Origin of the sequence: Arenibacter echinorum, assembly GCF_003259375.1 — a bacterium.
Taxonomy (GTDB): domain Bacteria; phylum Bacteroidota; class Bacteroidia; order Flavobacteriales; family Flavobacteriaceae; genus Arenibacter; species Arenibacter echinorum.
Map to the genome: position 1 here is coordinate 100,094 of NZ_QLLN01000007.1, position 18,212 is coordinate 118,305.

The 18,212-nt window shown below is 39.7% G+C and carries 9 protein-coding genes; 4 read left to right on the forward strand and 5 right to left on the reverse strand.

Annotated elements, in window-relative coordinates:
• Positions 1–260: 260 nt before the first annotated feature.
• The 5 genes from LV92_RS17650 to LV92_RS17675 all read right to left on the reverse strand — a co-directional run bounded on the left by LV92_RS17650 (position 261) and on the right by LV92_RS17675 (position 10,696).
• Positions 261–1,658 (reverse strand): sulfatase family protein, encoded by a 1,398-nt coding sequence (locus tag LV92_RS17650; RefSeq protein ID WP_111624929.1) that lies wholly within the window; start codon positions 1,656–1,658, stop codon positions 261–263.
• A 187-nt stretch (positions 1,659–1,845) separates the two neighbouring features.
• Positions 1,846–3,711, reverse strand: a complete 1,866-nt coding sequence (locus tag LV92_RS17655) for a sulfatase-like hydrolase/transferase (RefSeq protein ID WP_170126355.1) — start codon at positions 3,709–3,711, stop codon at positions 1,846–1,848.
• 351 nt (positions 3,712–4,062) lie between these two features.
• Entirely contained in the window at positions 4,063–5,874 is a 1,812-nt protein-coding gene (locus LV92_RS17665) for a RagB/SusD family nutrient uptake outer membrane protein (RefSeq protein ID WP_111624932.1), read from the reverse strand.
• Between the two features lie 19 nt (positions 5,875–5,893).
• On the reverse strand, positions 5,894–9,388 hold the full coding sequence (locus LV92_RS17670) for a TonB-dependent receptor (protein ID WP_211323013.1): 3,495 nt from the start codon (positions 9,386–9,388) through the stop codon (positions 5,894–5,896).
• A gap of 159 nt (positions 9,389–9,547) precedes the next feature.
• A complete protein-coding gene (locus LV92_RS17675) occupies positions 9,548–10,696 on the reverse strand; it encodes a FecR family protein (protein ID WP_111624933.1) in 1,149 nt (382 codons plus the stop codon).
• Between the two features lie 169 nt (positions 10,697–10,865).
• Here LV92_RS17675 and LV92_RS17680 point away from each other — a divergent pair, with 169 nt between their 5' ends.
• The 4 genes from LV92_RS17680 (at position 10,866) to LV92_RS17695 (ending at position 18,184) form a co-directional block, all read left to right on the forward strand.
• Positions 10,866–11,423, forward strand: a complete 558-nt coding sequence (locus tag LV92_RS17680) for an RNA polymerase sigma factor (protein ID WP_072860701.1) — start codon at positions 10,866–10,868, stop codon at positions 11,421–11,423.
• A 260-nt stretch (positions 11,424–11,683) separates the two neighbouring features.
• A complete protein-coding gene (locus LV92_RS17685; RefSeq protein WP_085500656.1) occupies positions 11,684–12,049 on the forward strand; it encodes a nuclear transport factor 2 family protein in 366 nt (121 codons plus the stop codon).
• Between the two features lie 712 nt (positions 12,050–12,761).
• Positions 12,762–14,606, forward strand: coding sequence for a hypothetical protein (locus LV92_RS17690; protein WP_111624934.1), 1,845 nt, complete (start codon positions 12,762–12,764; stop codon positions 14,604–14,606).
• Between the two features lie 275 nt (positions 14,607–14,881).
• The gene (locus LV92_RS17695; protein WP_111624935.1) at positions 14,882–18,184 is read left to right on the forward strand and encodes an amidohydrolase family protein; all 3,303 of its coding nucleotides are present in this window, start codon (positions 14,882–14,884) and stop codon (positions 18,182–18,184) included.
• The last annotated feature ends 28 nt before the right edge of the window (positions 18,185–18,212 follow it).

Consider the following 18,212-nt stretch of genomic DNA (forward strand, 5'->3'; position numbering starts at 1 on the left):
GCTATATGCAGGACAATTAACAATTTTGACAACAAAACTAAAATAGTCATTTTTTCACCTCAAGCTAAGTGTTGATATCGGTATGGTGAATATCTGTGATTTGTAGCGTAGTTCTTTTCCATTAAGTTATCCCCTTTACTTTTAAGAATGAAACACCAAAAACATGTATCAAAAAAAGGAACAAGGGTTCACAATGTTCCTTGTTATTCTAAACTAACTCAAACAATTTTTAGATCAGCCATAAACGAATATAAAATTACCTACTGTTTCATTTGTGACCGCACCGATTTTATCCAAGTAGTATGTAACTGTAATAGTTCGTTCAACTTCTTCGGATAGGACTTGGCCAAATTGTTCTTTTCACCAATGTCATTTTCCAAATTCAACAAGTATAATTTTTCCAACTCGATTTTCTTCCCTTCAACAACAGGTTCTCTTACATTTCCAATAAGTTTCCAAGGACCTTTGCGCACTGCCCATTGGGCCATTTTGTCGTCATAACTCCCCAATTGCCAGTGCACTACCTCATGACCTGATTCTTTTTTATTATCCAGAATAATGGGCATAAGACTTTTTCCATCCAAATTATCGGGCACTTTGGAGTTGGTCAATTCTGCTATAGTAGTAAACCAATCCATTTCCATACTCAACTGATCGCGAACTTCATTTGCGGGAATAATTCCCGGATAACGTATTATGGCCGGCACACGGATACCCCCTTCGAACAAACTGAATTTGCTTCCCCTATAAGGCCCAGCATTACCTCCTCCCCAAAATGCCCTTTCCTCCAAGGAATGCCCGTGATCTGATTGGAAAACAACAATAGTGTTATCCGCTATACCCATCTCGTCCAGATAATCCAAGACATTACCAATTTTCTCATCTGTATTGGACACGAAAGCGGCGTATTCCCTTCTTGGCGTTGGAAGATCCTTGTAATGCTCCAACCACTTTGTGGTACCTTGATAGGGATAGTGCGGTGCATTAAACGCCCAATAAATAAAAAAAGGCTCATCCTGTCTATGGTTGATAACCTGTTTGACTTCTTCCACCATTAAATCGGAAAAATGTTGGCCATCATAATATACCTCCTCTGAATTTCTATACAAGTCGTGTTTGTTGGGCCCGTCCCAATAAAAGGTGTGGGAATAATTATCAATGCAACCTCGCTGATGTCCGAAAAAATAATCAAATCCCTGTCCGTTGGGCAAGTTCTGTTCCCTATGTCCGAGGTGCCACTTACCAATCAGGGCCGTATAATAGCCATTGGGCTTAAGCATCTCTGCCATAGTGATCTGCTCGGTAGGCAATCCATGTTCCCCGCTAATTTCCGCTCGTTCGGGTATTGGAACATTACCCTCCAGACCTGCCCGTAAATTGGTCTTCCCGGTCATTAGGGCGGCACGTGATGGTGAACATACCGGTGCTCCAGCATAGAATTGGGTAAACCTTACCCCCTCCTTAGCCAATCTATCCATATTTGGGGTATGCAGGTCGGTAGCCCCATAACTATTCAAATCTATGGATCCCTGGTCATCGGTCAAAATTACAATGACGTTGGGCCTGTTCTTCTCCGGAGTTTGGGAAAAAGCTCCATGGTAAAAAAGTAAAAAAAGCAATGCCAATTCAATGCCTATTGATTTTCTAAATACGTTCATTTCGGTCTAATTAAAATTTAGTGGTGTATAAAGATTGCAAAAAATAAATAAACCCATACCATGAAATGCAGATTTGTTGTGGTGTCAATTACTGGCATTAAAACATATTATAAAATGGAAAAAAAAAGGAACAGTGGTTTCCCAATGTTCCTTTGAACTAAACTAACTCAAGATTGACGGTATAGTATTATTGATTTTTATTTGTACCTATCCTTTTTTCACCTTCGCTTATAATATCCTTGATATATATAGTGTTGCTTCCTTCATCTTTTAAGGAATTCAACTTATAAACGTTGTCCAATTGACTCTTGAAATGAGCAAATGCCCCATCACCAATTTGCTGAATAGCATTTATCGCAATCAATTTAATGCCTAGATGTTCCTCATTCAGATATTTAGAAATTGTTTCGCTTGCAATACCGGTTTGCCCAATTTGATATAAGGTTTTTGCGGCCAGAATAGCTACATCGGGGCAATCATCGTTCAATAATTCCTTTATAGCTTGCTGCGTATCCCATTCTTGGGCGGCAATCCGTGTCAGTCCTATTAAACTCCAATAGCGTACCGTGGCATTTTTATGGGTAATCCCTTTTTGAAATAGAGCATAGTTGTCCTCATCTCCGGTAGCCGACTTAATTGCAACATCTACAATTTGCTCAATAGGATAATTTTCAGATTGGGCATACTCATATATTGTTCCTGTTCTATTAATTTCAATAAGCTCGGATTCCGGTATAAAAGAGGCATTCTTGGTATTGATGGCATTATCTATCAACTTCCCAAAAAGTTTTTCCTTTACTATTTTGTATTCTGGTTTATCTGCAAGATTATTGATCTCCCAAGGGTCATTCTTCATATCGTATAGTTCCACAGTTGGTTTTTTCTCCCAAAAATAGCTTTGCGCTTCACTGCATTTCCCATTTCTATAGGCCTGCTCCCAAGCCCGGGCCGCAGCAGCTCTCCACAGATATGAAATATGCTGACCTGTAGGTCGATCGGGATAGAAATTATAAATGAGCCGATAACCTTTATCACATACCCCCAGCATATAATCGATGCGTTCATCCATCCTGCCTCGAAAAAAATTGACATGGTCAGGTGCTTCAGAGTTATATTTTCCCAAAAATGGCTTTCCGTCCATATGCTCAGGCGTAGGAATCCCAGCGAGGCTCATGACCGTTGGACCAAAGTCTATAAAACTAACCAATCGATCGTCCGTGCCATTGGGCTTGGTAGGAGCCAGTTTCATATACTTTGGCGGAAATTTAATTAGGAGTGGTACACGTGTTCCCGTATCGTATAAAAACCTTTTGCTTCTTGGCAAAATGCCCCCGTGATCACCATAGAAGAAAACAATAGTGTTATCCTCTTGTCCACTTTTTTTAAGATCCTTTAGAATTTCCCCAACCTGTTTATCCATCAACGTGATGTTATCGTATGATTTTGCCCAATCCTTTCTAATATCCGGACTATCGGGATGATAAGGAGGTAAATTCATTTTTGAGGGATCATGGACAAGATCCTTAGGGTCATAATTATGGATTACGTGCTCATGCGAAATTCCTACATTAAAAATGGCAAAGAAAGGTTGGCCTTTCTTTTTATTCTTATAATGTGCCTTATCCGAGCTTTCGTCCCATATGTTCCGCTTCAACATGGACGAATTGTAATCTTCCTTGGCGTTATTTGTACAATAATAGCCCTTATCCATTAAATACTGGGAATAGCTCCTTATATAAGAAGGAATGTTATAGGTGCTTCTCATGTTATGAGTACCAGTGGTGGAGGCGTACATCCCTGTAATCAAGGTGGATCTGGCAGGGGCACAAACAGGGGTATTGGCGAAGGCATTAAGATAACGGGTACCTTCAGTTGCCAATTTGTCCAAGTTGGGTGTAATGGCATTGGCATCGCCATAGCAACCTAAATAGGGGCTTAGGTCTTCGGCTACAATCCAGAGAATATTCGGCAATTCGGTCTTAGATTGGGAAAAGGAAAAGTTGGCCGACAAGAGACCTAATACTGAAATATATAGAATTAATTTTGAGTACATCTTTAAAGATTTTTCATTTATGATGGGTTGGATCATTTATATTTTATCCCTAATTTTTATAGAATTTCCGAGATTCCATAAAGGGAGTAAATGGTTGTCCAAAAATTTGGCAATAACACATCCTAATACTTATACCTATTCCATTTTTTGGAACACAGCTCCCAAACGAAAGGTTTTCATAAGGCTAATGGGTAAATAATTTTACAGGTTTACCCCACAAAGTAAAACACTAAAAAAAAAGAGTCTGAACAAAAATTATCGTTTTTAGCCATAAAATATTTACAACAGCTATATAAATCAATAAATTTTCGTTCAGCCTCTTATTAAAAACTTTTATATGGAGCCTAGCTCCTAATATCCCGGATTTTGTTCAATATTTGGATTTTGATCTATAACATCTTGTGGAATTGGGCTCATATATTGTTTGGCCTCAAACTTGGCCGTATATTTCACCTCTTCCTCGACGCTGTAGACCCAAGTACCAGAATTATCCACGGGGCTTGAATTCCTGATGACCATATTGTGTCTTGGGACTCCCATAGTCTCCTCCTGCTGCATCAAGCGCTTGTTGTCAAAATATCTCTTGTTCTCAAAACACAGTTCTACCCTACGTTCCTTATGGATTGCTTCTCTCATCTCTTCTTTGCTGAGGCCGGCCGGAAGGTCTGGAAGATCTGAACGATCCCTGACTCTGTTGATAGCATTGTAGACAGATGGATCCGGCCCAACGGCTTCGTTCTGCGCCTCGGCATAGTTCAATAGAACTTCTGCATACCTATAGAAAACATCATTTTGTCCGCTGGCATCGTTTCCAGGGGCCGCATCTGGATTCAATCGTTTCTTTTGGTAATAGCCAGAATCCCCAACATCGGTCTTACCTGCAAGGTCTATCTGGTTGGTCTTGTCTGGATTGGCATAGGTCTCATCGATACGGGTATAGATAATATCCTCTGTAGGCATCCAATCCAATTTGTAAGTAGCCCCGTCATAAACAATGAAATCATAGAAGCGCTTTTCCCTGTTTTCATAAGGGTTTTGAGGATCATACCCGGAAGCCGGGTCGGTAATAGGCAATCCATTGGCCATGGCAAACTGATCTACCAATTCCTGGGTAGGGTTATAATTCCCCCAGGTCAGGTAATTGCCCAATACATAGGTAGGTCCACCGCGTCTTTCATAATTGGATCCCATTCCGCCCACATTGGCCACAATTTGTCTATCCCAAATAATCTCCACATTGTATTCATTGGAAGCCCGCCAAAGATTTGGAAGGTCGTCGAACAGATCATAGGTGCCATCATAAAGATCGATAAACCTTTTGTTCGTCGCCGCCGCAGTCGCCCAACGTCCAGCATCAGCTGTTGCGAAATGCACGAAATTTCCAGGATCCGAAAGATATGCAGTACCGCTGTTGAACAAAGGACTTGCGGCAAACAATTCCAGCCATCCTTTTAGAGCTAGGGCAGCTCCCAAGGTGGCGCGACCTGCGTCACCATTCCCGTTATTATATTTTACTTCCAAACTACCATCATCAACGATAGCACCAAGTTCTCCCGTAATAAAATTAAAGGTTTCTTCGAATGTTGATCTGGGAACCAGGAGTTCATCCTCGCTCATGGTATTTCTGTCCAGTGGCTCAGTGATAATAGGCAAGCCGCCAACATGCATAAAGTACTCGCTATAAAAGAAAGCTCGTAAAAACCTAAGTTCGGCCACCCGTTGTACGTAATACTCGTCCGAATAGTTTTCCCTGTTCTCCTCCAATTTTTGAATTCCCGTGTTGCATTTCCTCAATTTTACGAAAAAGTTTCTCCAAGTATACCCATTTGTAGGGCCATAAGTACCGCCCCATGGGCTATCATTGCTAGAGGATGGTGCCTGACATATTCCCTGTCTCCAGTTGGAAGCCGTATAGTAATGACTAATGTTGTAGTCATCGGTATAATAATCCAATTGCTCCGCCAGTGTACAAATCCTGGGAATTTCACTGTAGACGTCATTGATAAAGATATCGGCATTGGCTTCTGAGGCCCATTGGGTGGCATCGGTTAGTTTGGATTTATTCTCGTTCTCCAGAAAATCCTCCGTATCACATGAAATGGCACCCAATAAGAGCGATGCACAGATTCCAATAGTACTGATTTTATATATTAATCCTTTCATGGTTTTTATGATTTTTAAGTTAAAAAGAAATATCGACTCCAAAAGACAATGTCTTAGTAATAGGATAGGAGTTTTCACGATCGGTATACCCCAATTCTGGGTCTATAAAATCCAATTTACTTATGGTAAACAGGTTCTGTCCCGTTAAACGCAAACTTATCGATTCCATATTTAGCTTTTCGGACACGCTTTTTGGAAGGGTATAACCCAAAACTGCAGTTTTAAGACGTACGTATCCTGTATCTACCATCCAAAAATCTGAAGCTTGCGTATTGTTGGAATATGGTGAGGGTGTAGCCCTGGGATAACTTGCATTTTGATGGTCCGGGGTCCATCTGTTGTTGAAATATTCATACGAGGTATTACTTCCATTATTGGCAAAAGGGGATGTCAAAAAAGTTTGGATATTAATGTCCGAATTAGCCACCCCCTGGAAAAATAAGGAAAGGTTAAAGCCCTTATACTCCGCCGTGGTGTTAAAACCATAGGTAACCGACGGGTAAACAGGATTACCTATTACCGTTTGGTCATTCGAATCGATTATCCCATCAGGTGTGCCATCAGGGCCACTTAAATCCGCATACCTAACGTCTCCTGGGTGCAAATCCCCAAATTGTACCACGTTATAGCCATCCGTACTGTTTATAATTCCGTCTCCGTTGATATCATCGGCCGTAGAGAAAAGACCCAAAGATTTATAACCATAGGGCGTTCCAAAGGGTCGTCCTACCCTAGTTCTATTAGGATTGTCCCTTTCCGCATCCGATTGGAACACTTCCAACATATTGTTCTCGGCATAGCTAAGGTTGGCATTAAGGGAAAATCGAAAACCATTATCCCACATTTTTTGGGTTCCCAATCCCACTTCAAATCCGTTGTTATCCATAGACCCCTTGTTTTCTTGGGAGAGGGCCAAACCATATTCAACCGGCACAGTAACCTGCGGTGCAAGAAGCATTCCAGTTCGATCCTCGTGGAAGAAGTCGAACTCCATATTAAAAAGACCGTTCCACATAGTAAGGTCAAAACCTATATCAAATTTGGTCGATATTTCCCATGTAATATTGGGGTTGGGCTCTGTACTTACCCTAGACCCCTGTACAAGGCTTCCATTTCCAAAGGCATAGGCGTTACCACGTAAATCGTATCCTGCCAAATATTGAAATGCGGCAAGATTGCCATCGATATAGGGAAGGTTCCCCGATTTACCCCAGGAGGACCTAACCTTTAAACTATTGACGGAGGTCATCTCCTTCATAAAACTTTCCTCAGATATTCTCCATGCGGCTGAAAAAGCTGGGAAATAGCCCCAACGTTCTCCTGGTGCAAAGGAATAGTGTCCATCATACCTACCAGAGGCTTCCAGGATATATTTATCCTTAAAAGTATATCCTAAACGATATACATAACCGATCTCACTTGCAGTTCCTGAAGATCCGCCATTATCATAATCCAATTTATCTGAACTTCCCAAGCTCAACTCATCTATTTCAATAGCAAAATTGTTCCTACGGGCATTGAAAAAGTCATTTTTGGTCTCGCGAGCCTCTGCCACGAACAAGGCGGAAACACTATGGTCCCCAAAAATACGATCATAATTAAGGTACCCTTGATAGGTGAATTTTGTTTGCCTACGGTTTTCCACCTGCAGCCAAGTATATGGCTGTCCGGCACCTTCCTGCAGGGAAATTGCCTCGGTATAGGTATAAGGTTGCTGATCCAGGTCAATATTATAAAAAATAAAAGGGACGTGCCAAAGTTTATCATTGTTCGTAGTGGGGTCATAACTAAAAACCCCCTTCACCTTTAATCCAGGAATAAAAGGTAATTCTTGTTCAACATAAACCGAACTGAGTAAGGTATTATCCTCATCCTTGCGATAACCTTCGGACTCCAATACCCCTACTGGGCTACCTCCCGAAGATTCGCCCCATTTGTCCCCTTCCGGGTATCTCAAGGTTTGTATAGGCACAAACTTATAGAAACTTCTCATTAAGTGGGTCAGGTTTTCATCGGCATCGATACCGTCCGTATGCTCTATAGAACCGTAAAGTGACATTCCGAACTTGGTGGTCTTGGTGGCCTGAATATCCAAACTCATGTTGTAGTTATACCGTTGGTAGCCTACGGGGTCAAAAATTCCCTCTTGATCAAAGTAACCCAGACCGGCATTATATTTTATCACATCGGTCCCTCCACTTATCTGGAAGTTGTTAATGGATACCCCTGTATTTTTTGCAAACTCATCCGTAAAATTGGAGTCTGGGTATTTGTATGGATCTGACAAGTGTAATTGGTTGTAATCGGCTATAAGGCCTGGATCATTCGGAGGAGTAGTTCCCGAAGGGTTTAAATTAAAGTATCCTTCATTCTGCAAGGCCATATAATCCCGGGCACTCAGCATTTCTGGAAGGTAGGTCGGGTTTTGAAAACCATAAGAACTGCTCAAACTGATTGTAGGTTTACCAGTCTTGCCTTTTTTGGTAGTAATAACAATAACCCCATTGGCACCCCCAATACCAAAAGGCGCAACTGCGGCCGCATCCTTAAGTACGGTTACGGACTCGATTACATTGGGGTCTATTTGGCTCATGTTGTCCCTGCGTATTCCATCTACCACGATCAAAGGGCTAGTATTACCCGTAGAGACAACCCCTCGAATATAAATATCCGGGTTATCACTTCCAGGAGCACCACCATTTGGCCTCATACTAACACCGGTCATCCTACCGGCAAGATTCTGGGAAACATTGGAAGTAGGGATGCTCGCTATTTCCTTCCCTTGCATAGTACTTACCGAACCAGTTAAGGTAGACTTCTTTTGGGTGGCATATCCTACCACAACAATTTCATCAAGGCCAGCGGCATCCTCTTTTAGAATAACTGAGATATCCGTTCTTCCATTAAGAGCGACTTCTTGTGTTGCAAATCCAATATATGATATTACAAGCGTTGCATTTTCACTGTCCAATTGAATTGAAAACTTACCGTCAAAATCGGCCTGGGTACCATTGGTAGTGCCTTTTTCTACAATATTGGCTCCTGGCATAGGGACGCCAGATTCATCGGTAATTAGACCCGAAACCAGAACTTGATCCTGTTTAGTGTCATTTTGGGATTGTTTAGAAACCGTTTGAGGAATTTTTAAATTTTCGTCTTGAGTTAAGATAATTTGTGTCCCGCGCACTTTATATACGGTGTGTGTACTACCAAATAAACTTCTCAATACGGTATCAATGTGCTCCTTATTAACACTCAAGGATAATTTACGCTGTAGGTTTACATCCTTTACCTTATAAATAAATCGGAATTTCGTAGTAGATTCAATGTCATCAATAATGTCCCGCACTGTAGCGTTCTCTACGGCCAAGGTAACCTTAGTCTTTTGCGCATAGCTATCATTGGCCTGTAAACCTAATAGAGTGGTAAACAACAGTAGCGTGGTCAGTTTCATTTTTAAGTCAAATTTCAACAAAGGTTTGCCTAACCTCCGCTGGTTAAGTGGTTTTTTCATATTTTTGAATGTTTAAGTGTGGTTAGTAAATAATTACTCGATCACTCTTTTTAACCGGGAAATGTTAGCGCATTTTCCGGTTCTTTTTTATGAATTCAGAGTGACGAAGATTCAATTCGAAATTCTATGTCATAGTTTATTTGTTTTAGGGTTCTACTTCTATTTAATGATTACCTTATTTTCCTGTATGGTATAATCTATTTCATGGGTGTCATTGAAATAACTAAGCACCTCATCAATTTTAACATCATTGAAACTGGCGTTAAATATTTCTTTTCCCAAAGCAATATTGCTATTTTCCAACTCTATGTTATAATGGCGCTCCAATTTTGCCAAGATCTGATTAAAAGTTAAATTCCTAAAAACCAAATGCCCCTGCATCCAAGAAGTATATTGGCTTGTATTTACCTTATTTACCAATATGCCTTTGGAGGCATAGTCAAAAGAACCTTTTTGACCTGGAGTTAAGGTAACAACCGCATCCTCCAATTCCTTTTTATTATCCAAACTCACAGCCCCCTCAACCAGAACAACATCGATATTTTTATCCTCATCATAGGCCGATACATTAAACTGCGTTCCCAAAACTTTCACATCCAGTTCGTTCACATTTACAACAAATGGGTTGGATACATTTTTGGCAACATCAAAATAAGCCTCCCCGGTAAGAAAGACCTCTCTTGGACCTTCGGTTAAAAAAGCTACTGGATATCTTAAGGAACTCCCAGCATTCAAGTGAACTATAGTACTGTCTGATAAAACCAATTGAAATTTTTTCCCGTGGGGTATTTTTAAGGTATTAAACACCAAATCTTCCTTTTGGACAGCATGGGAATAACTGATCTGATTTTGCTCTTGGGCCCCAATAATATTTCCATCCGAATCCCTAACTTCCTTCTTTCCTGTAATATCAATGGTCTGAATGGTACCATTATCCAATTCCAAGGTAATAGGTTCGTCCTCTGGCACCAAAGGTGCCTTACAACATTGACCATGGTTTGTTGAGGTATTTTGTTGAAAGTAGAATCCCAAACCAATTAGCAATGCAATAGCTGCTGCAGCCGCAAACTTTGTCCAAAGTGGGAAAAGTTTTTTAACCGGTTTTGTATTAATGTCGATTTCGTGGGTAACTTTGTTATAGGCATCATCAAGATTATTTTCCAATGTTGCCAAATTTAAATCGTGATTATCACGAACATAAGATTCAAGAATAGTTTGATTTTTTTCATCCTTCAACCAGTCCCGAAGCTCAATAATCTCCTTTTCTGTAATTGTACCAAGAAGCAGCTTAGTTATATTTTTTTTCATTATCTTATCACCAATTTTCTCCCGTTATGTGTTAGTTCCGAAAATCACTTTCATTACACATTACACAACCAATACTTTAAAAAAATATAAAACCCTTAAAAAGAATTAAAAAAAAATTTGATATTCGCACTTATGTTCCAACAACCTACCAAACCAACAGCTAGGACAAATGAATGAAATTGAGGCAGTGATTGCCATGAAAAACGGCGATAGGTGTGCTTTCAAATATCTATTCAATATCTATTATAATCGGTTGGTGGCCTATATAGCCACATATACCAATGATAAAATACAATCGGAAGATATTGTACAACACGCCTTTATCCGGTTTTGGGAGGATAAGTCAAAATTGGACGAAACCAAATCTCCAAAGGCATATCTCTATGCCATTGCCTACAATAGATATATAGATACCGTTAAGAAGGCTAAAAAACAGGAAAAATTGCTTGGTCAAATTTGGGAACGCGCTTTAGTGGATAGAATTCAGGAAGACTCCGACGCCCTGGAAGAGCGTATCCAAAAAATGAAACAGGTCATTGATTCCCTTCCCCCAAAATGTAAAGAAATCATCGTGTTGAATAAGATTCAGGGGGTGAAATATAAAGAAATTGCAGATCAAATGGGGATTTCCGTAAAAACGGTAGAATCCCAAATGCGGATAGCCTTTACCAAAATAAGGGAGGCCTTTAAAGAAGATTATGCCCTGTTGTTTTTACTGTTTAAGTAAGTACCGTCCACTGTCTCTCCACTCCTTCCTCCCACATTGCACCCCAAAACTTGTGTACAAGTATACATTATTGAATGGCAGGCTCCTTATCTCTCTTTTAAATATTCAAGCTTTGGAAGGATCCATATACAATTAAGCCAATAATTTGTTATGCTCCCATGTTTACCAAACCCAATATTTTATAAATTAGAATTCAGGAAATTAGGAATAATAGCTTGCCAACAATTACACGATTACAACCAAAAAAATGGCACTAAATCATGGTAAATTACAAGCCTTCAATTAAAGAAATAGCGGTGTCCTTTTCCAATGGAAATTTTGAACTTGCATTTCCATATTTATCAGAAAATATTACTTGGAACATTATTGGTGAAAATGTGCTGACCGGAAAAACCGACGTAATTGCGAATTGCCAACAAACAGCTGCTTATTTTAAATCTGTCCAGACCAACTTTATCACGGATCATATTATTGTTGCGGACAATAAAGTGGTCGTTAGTGGAACGGCCGAGTTTATAAAGGACGGTAGACGGGTTAATTTTATTTCGGCATGTGACGTTTATGAATTTAACGGGAACCATGAATTGGAAAAAATTTCTTCTTATTGTATTTCCGATAAAAAATAATAATAAAATGCCTCCACGGGCTATAATTATGACATACTGTAGGATTTAAATTTTCATTATAATCAATGGAAAGTGTTAGAAAGCGAATTGTATATATCGATTTTAACAAGGTCTTTTCGACTTGATCGGACGACCCTAAATTAAATTATTTAAAACCTTATCGACCTTCAAATGGTATTGGTTGACTTAGAGCTAAACACTTATCTTAAATTTATAATGGTTACCGTACTGGGGATTCTATTTTCCGGCATCTTGAGCGCAATACTTCGAAAAAACTGGACCACTAATAGAATATTGTAAATCTAAATAATTCAAAAAGCGGTTATTATTAATCGCGGTACTGAAACTATATATTAAGGTCTCAACTGATTTTGAAATTATCCCCTGCGAAAAACATGGTGACTTCATGGACTTATGAAGCAACCGCCATTTGAAGGAAGACCCCGTGTGCAATTCAACTGATATTTCCGTCTTTTATCGATTACGGCAATTGCAAACCCAATATTTCATATCTTAGAAGGTTAGTAACAAACATCAGGTTGTAGTACTCCCCCCTCTATACACCCACAAAAATTTTACCGAAATAATGGACTTTACGCACAAGATATTGTGCCGAGACACCCAACAACCACTTTCTTGTTGGCCATAGCCTTGATGGTGGTTTCAAAAAATTTGTTACAAGAAATAATTAATACGTGTAAAAGGGAAACATATGAAATTAGAAAAAATATTGGACAAACTAGGTTCACTGGAAAAGAACTCTTTTATAAAAATTATAGACCATATTATTTCTAAAAACCCCAAGAACTTAAAAGAAATTGAAAAAATTTTAAGTTCATCTGACAAAGGCCTCAAATCAGTTGATAGCCTTAATATATCTAATATTTTCAGTTTGACTTCCGAAGAATTTACAGAATATGTAGTATGTGAGTTTCAGGAAGCCAATTCCCAATTGGATATTCTTATCGATATTATTATTCGTGATGGAAATTGCATAATGAAACAAGATTGGTTTTCTAGACTTTACGAAACCGAAATCAAAAATTTGAAGGGGAAAATCAAAAGTTTAAACTGGGAGCTTGAAAGTGAAAAATCTGAATTGAGTGAATCGAAAAAAAGAGATTATAGAATATATAAAGCTTGCTTAGCTACTGCCTATAGTAATGATATTATTAATAACAGGGAAGCCAAAATAACTTCTGACGAATTATCAATAATTTTAACCTTATCAAAACAACTAGGACTGTCACAGGAAGATGTGAAACTAATTAATTATACTATTCTACCGGTAAAGAAAGCCGAAATTCAGGAGGTAATTAACAACCTGAAAAATCTTGGAGTGGTATTCTTTTCCAAAAAGGAAAATACTCTGTATGTAGCTGATGAGATGGTTAGGTTATTAAGAAAAGTAAGAAAAAAAGAAGTTGCTGAAAAGTTCTACAGACGTACATTAAAACTATTGAGAGAACCTATTATCAACCAAATTGCCAAAGAACATAATATTGATAGAAAATTATCCAATTCACAAAAAATAGAACAAATTATAAAAGAAGGTATTTCATTCACGGATTTACTTTCATCCGAAATTTACAAGCCAGGGATAACCTTAACCGAAAAGAAAAAAACACTAAATGAACTTTGTGAAAAAGGACTAAACATTCCTAATCTTAAAGGCAGTACCCTCGAAGACAAAATAAATAGTCTCATTGAACATTTTGAAGATGTTGAAAAGGATGAAAAAGTTGGCATTTCAATAGATGGCTTTGACAAAATGCTCGCCGAATTAAATGTATCACTCCCAAAACTAAACAAGGATTTAAAGGAACAATTTGAACTGCAGGATGAATATGTTATGAATGCCGATTTTTTATTAGACTATAATATTAAACCTAGAGATATTTTAGATCTGATCACAAAACCTGAATTGTCCAAATTCATTAAAGACAATGGCATAAAACAACGTGGGGACGATATTCTCAATATACTAGAGCATTATAAAGATGTAGAAAATTTATATCTCGAAAACTATGAAAATGTCGGCTACCGCAACCTAAACTTGTTAAAGGAAAATGGTATTTCAGTTAAAGAGAGTGAGCTTGGTTTAAAATTTGAAGAACTTACCAAAATAATATTCAAATCTTTAGGATTTATTGTTGATGATAAATTTAAAAATCAACTGAATACCCAAAAAGACATGATGGACATCCTTTTGAATTTAGGGAACAACGAAATAATAATTGTTGAGTGTAAAACAATAAAAGAAAAAGGTTACAATAAGTTTAGTACGGTATCAAGGCAATTAAAATCTTATCAGAATTTAGCCCTTAAAAATAACTTGCGAATTGTCAAAATTTTACTCGTAGCTCCTGAATTTAGCGATGACTTTATTTACGATTGCGAAATGGATACCGAAATGAATTTATCCCTTTTGAAAGCCTCAAGTTTATCCAAAATTTTTGAAGCCTTTAAGGAATCAAAATATCAGGAATTTCCACACGTTTTATTTAGAGATATAGTTATTAACGAAGAGCGAATTATTAAAGCGTTGACTAAATAAACTTTCTGTCTCCAATAGTGTGCGATCTTGCTTGAAGCTAGTAGTCGATGCTCTTACCTTGAGCAGGAAGACGCGACCTGCCAAACCTCGAATGCTCTCTTTTTGTTTTCCTTATCAGCCGAGTGAAATCTCCAGACTTCGAGTACCACAACCTACACATGCTTTACCCAACGCGCAAAGCCACATTTCCAATGGGCAAATCAATACAAAGTGCTATCTTTAAAGTTTTATTTTTAACATAAATGCAGAACAATATTTTGCTAGAATTACCTTCTATGAAAAACAGTATCCTATTCGTCCTTGTAATACTTATTTGCCAGACCTCCTTCTCGCAGGAAAAAGAAGAAACCAAAAAAGACAAATGGGATGTCAACACCCCTGCCCTACCCTTTAAAAATGTATCCATTACTACCAATGAGGGCTCTTGGATAAGTCTGGACGTAAGTCCGAACGGGAACCAGATCGTTTTTGATATGCTGGGGGATATCTATACCATGCCCATCAGCGGGGGCACCGCCACTTTAATCAGGGGCGGCCATGCCTTTGAAGTGCAACCCAGATACAGCCCAGACGGCAAGCACATCAGTTTTACCAGCGATGCCGGTGGAGGCGATAATATTTGGGTGATGAACACAGACGGTTCCGAAGCCGAACAGATAACCAAGGAAGATTTTAGATTGGTAAACAATGCCGTCTGGTCTGTGGACGGCAATTATATTTTTTGCAGAAAACATTTTACCTCCGGACGTTCTCTAGGTGCTGGGGAAATTTGGATGTACCATAAATCCGGTGGTAAAGGTATTCAGCTTACCAAAAAGAAAAACGACCAACAGGATGTTGGGGAGCCTTGGGCCTCGCCAGACGGCAAATATGTATACTATAGCGAAGACGTTTATCCTGGAGGGGAATTTCAGTACAACAAAGACCCTAATAGCCAGATATACGTCATAAATCGTTATAACCTGGAAGATGGAGAAATTGAAAGGGTAACGGGCGGACCTGGAGGCGCCATACGTCCTGTAATTTCGCACAAGGGAAATGTAATGGCCTTTGTAAAAAGGGTAAGGGAAAAAACAGTGCTCTACCTGCACGACCTTAAAACCGGAAGGGAATGGCCTATTTACGATCAACTCAGCAAGGATCAACAGGAAGCATGGGCCATATTTGGACCTTATACCGGTTTCAATTTTACCCCGGATGATAGCTCCATCGTTATTTGGGTCCAGGGAAAAATAAAAAAAATTGACCTCAATTCCTTAAAGGCCAGCGATATTCCCTTTGAGGCTACGGCAGAACACAAGATCGTAAATGCTTTAAAATTTAAAAACGATGCAGCTCCGGAGACTTTTACCCCAAAGGCCATACGCAATGCGGTAACCTCCCCTGACGGAAAAACACTGATATTTAACGCCGCTGGTTACCTGTGGAAAAAATCACTGCCCAATGGCACCCCTGCCCGACTTACCACCGGAAAGGATCTGGAATATGAACCGGCCTTTTCCAGGGACGGAAAATATCTAGTGTACGCAACATGGAACGATGAACATATGGGGGCCTTACATAGGTTGGACCTCAGCTCTAATAAAAACCGTCCTATTAAACTAACCAATGAAAAGGCTATTTATAGAGAGCCAAACTTTTCCCCAATCAACAACAACCTTATTGTATACCGAGAAGAAGACGGAAATCAACATCAGGGATATGTACATACCAAAGAGCCCGGGATCTATCTTATGGAAATAAGTGAATCCAGAAAATCCGGAATCACCTCTAGTAAAAAATTAGTGGTAAAGGAAGGTATATTTCCAAGTTTCAATAAAGATGCCTCTCGGATCTACTACCAAACAGGAGGATATCTATTGGGAAACATCACCAAAACCTTAAAATCCGTTAACCTCCAGGGTAAGGAAGAACGGGAAATTGTAAAATCGAAATACGCGCAACGAATCATCCCCAGTCCGGATGATAACTGGCTGGCCTTTACCAATTTGTACAAGGTATATATTGCTGCCCTGCCCAAGACTGGAAATACCATTGAATTGGACGGAAAGGCAACCAATGTTCCAGTGGCTCAGGTAGCCCGTGATGCAGGCATTAATCTACACTGGTCTTCGAATAGCGACAAACTAAATTGGACTTTGGGCGATGCCTATTTTAATGCGGCCATCAACCAACAATTTACCTTTATGGAAGGCGCTCCGGATAGTATTCCGGCTATGGACACTGTAGGTCTTAAAATCAACCTAAGCCTGCCAACGGACAAACCTAAGGGAACCATCGCCCTAATAGGGGCCAGGATCATTACCATGAACAATGATGAAGTTATAGAGAATGGCACCATCATCATCAACAACAATAAAATCACAAACCTTGGCTCCAGCGATGTAGTCAATATCCCTACCGGTGTCAAAGTTTTGGATGTCAGCGGTAAGACCATAATGCCAGGATTAGTGGATGCGCATGCACATCTTAGTCATTTTAGGTTTGGTTTGAGTGCCCAAAAACACTGGCCCTACTATGCCAATTTGGCCTATGGGGTAACCACTACCCACGATCCTTCAGCCAATACCGAAATGGTATTTTCCCAATCGGAAATGGTAAAGGCGGGAACTATGGTAGGCCCTAGAATATTCTCCACCGGGGTTATTTTATACGGAGCGGACGGCGACTTTAAAGCTACGGTAAACAATTTGGAAGATGCACGTTCCGCTATTCTAAGAACCAAGGCCTTTGGTGCGTTTTCCGTAAAAAGCTACAATCAGCCCAGACGTGACCAAAGACAGCAGATTATTAAAGCTGCCCATGAGAAACAGATAGAGGTAGTGCCAGAAGGGGGATCTACCTTCTTTCATAATATGTCCATGATTTTGGACGGGCACACTGGTATTGAACACAATATACCAGTAGCTCCTATATATGATGATGTGTTGCAATTATGGTCGGCCAGCGAAACAGCCTACACCCCTACCCTGATCGTTAATTACGGCGGATTGAACGGGGAATACTTTTGGTACCAGACCACCAATGTCTGGGAAAATGAAAAGCTTTTAATGTACACCCCAAGAAGCATTATAGATGCACGCTCCAGACATCGTACCATGGCACCCATTAAGGAATATGAGAACGGTCATATCCTGGTTGCCCAAGCCACCAAAAAATTGGCCGATGCCGGAGTAAAAATAAACCTCGGTGCCCACGGGCAATTGCAAGGCCTTGGTGCACATTGGGAACTTTGGATGTTGGCCCAAGGAGGGATGAGCAATATGGAAGCCTTAAAGGCAGCCACAATTAATGGGGCCTCATATCTTGGAATGGAGGAGCAACTGGGATCTTTGGAAGAAGGTAAATTGGCCGATCTGATCATATTGGACAAAAACCCGTTGGAAGATATTCAAAATTCCAACTCGGTTAAATACACCATGATCAATGGACGCTTATACGATACGGAGACCATGAACGAGGTTGGAAACTATGACAACCCTAGAAGCCCTTTCTATTGGGAGATGAGCGACTATGCCCCTGCCTTTGATTGGCATGGGGAAACGCATACGGGATGTACTTGTGAGGTAGGGCATTGATATCGTAAGTTTAATTTCGGTTTTGTAT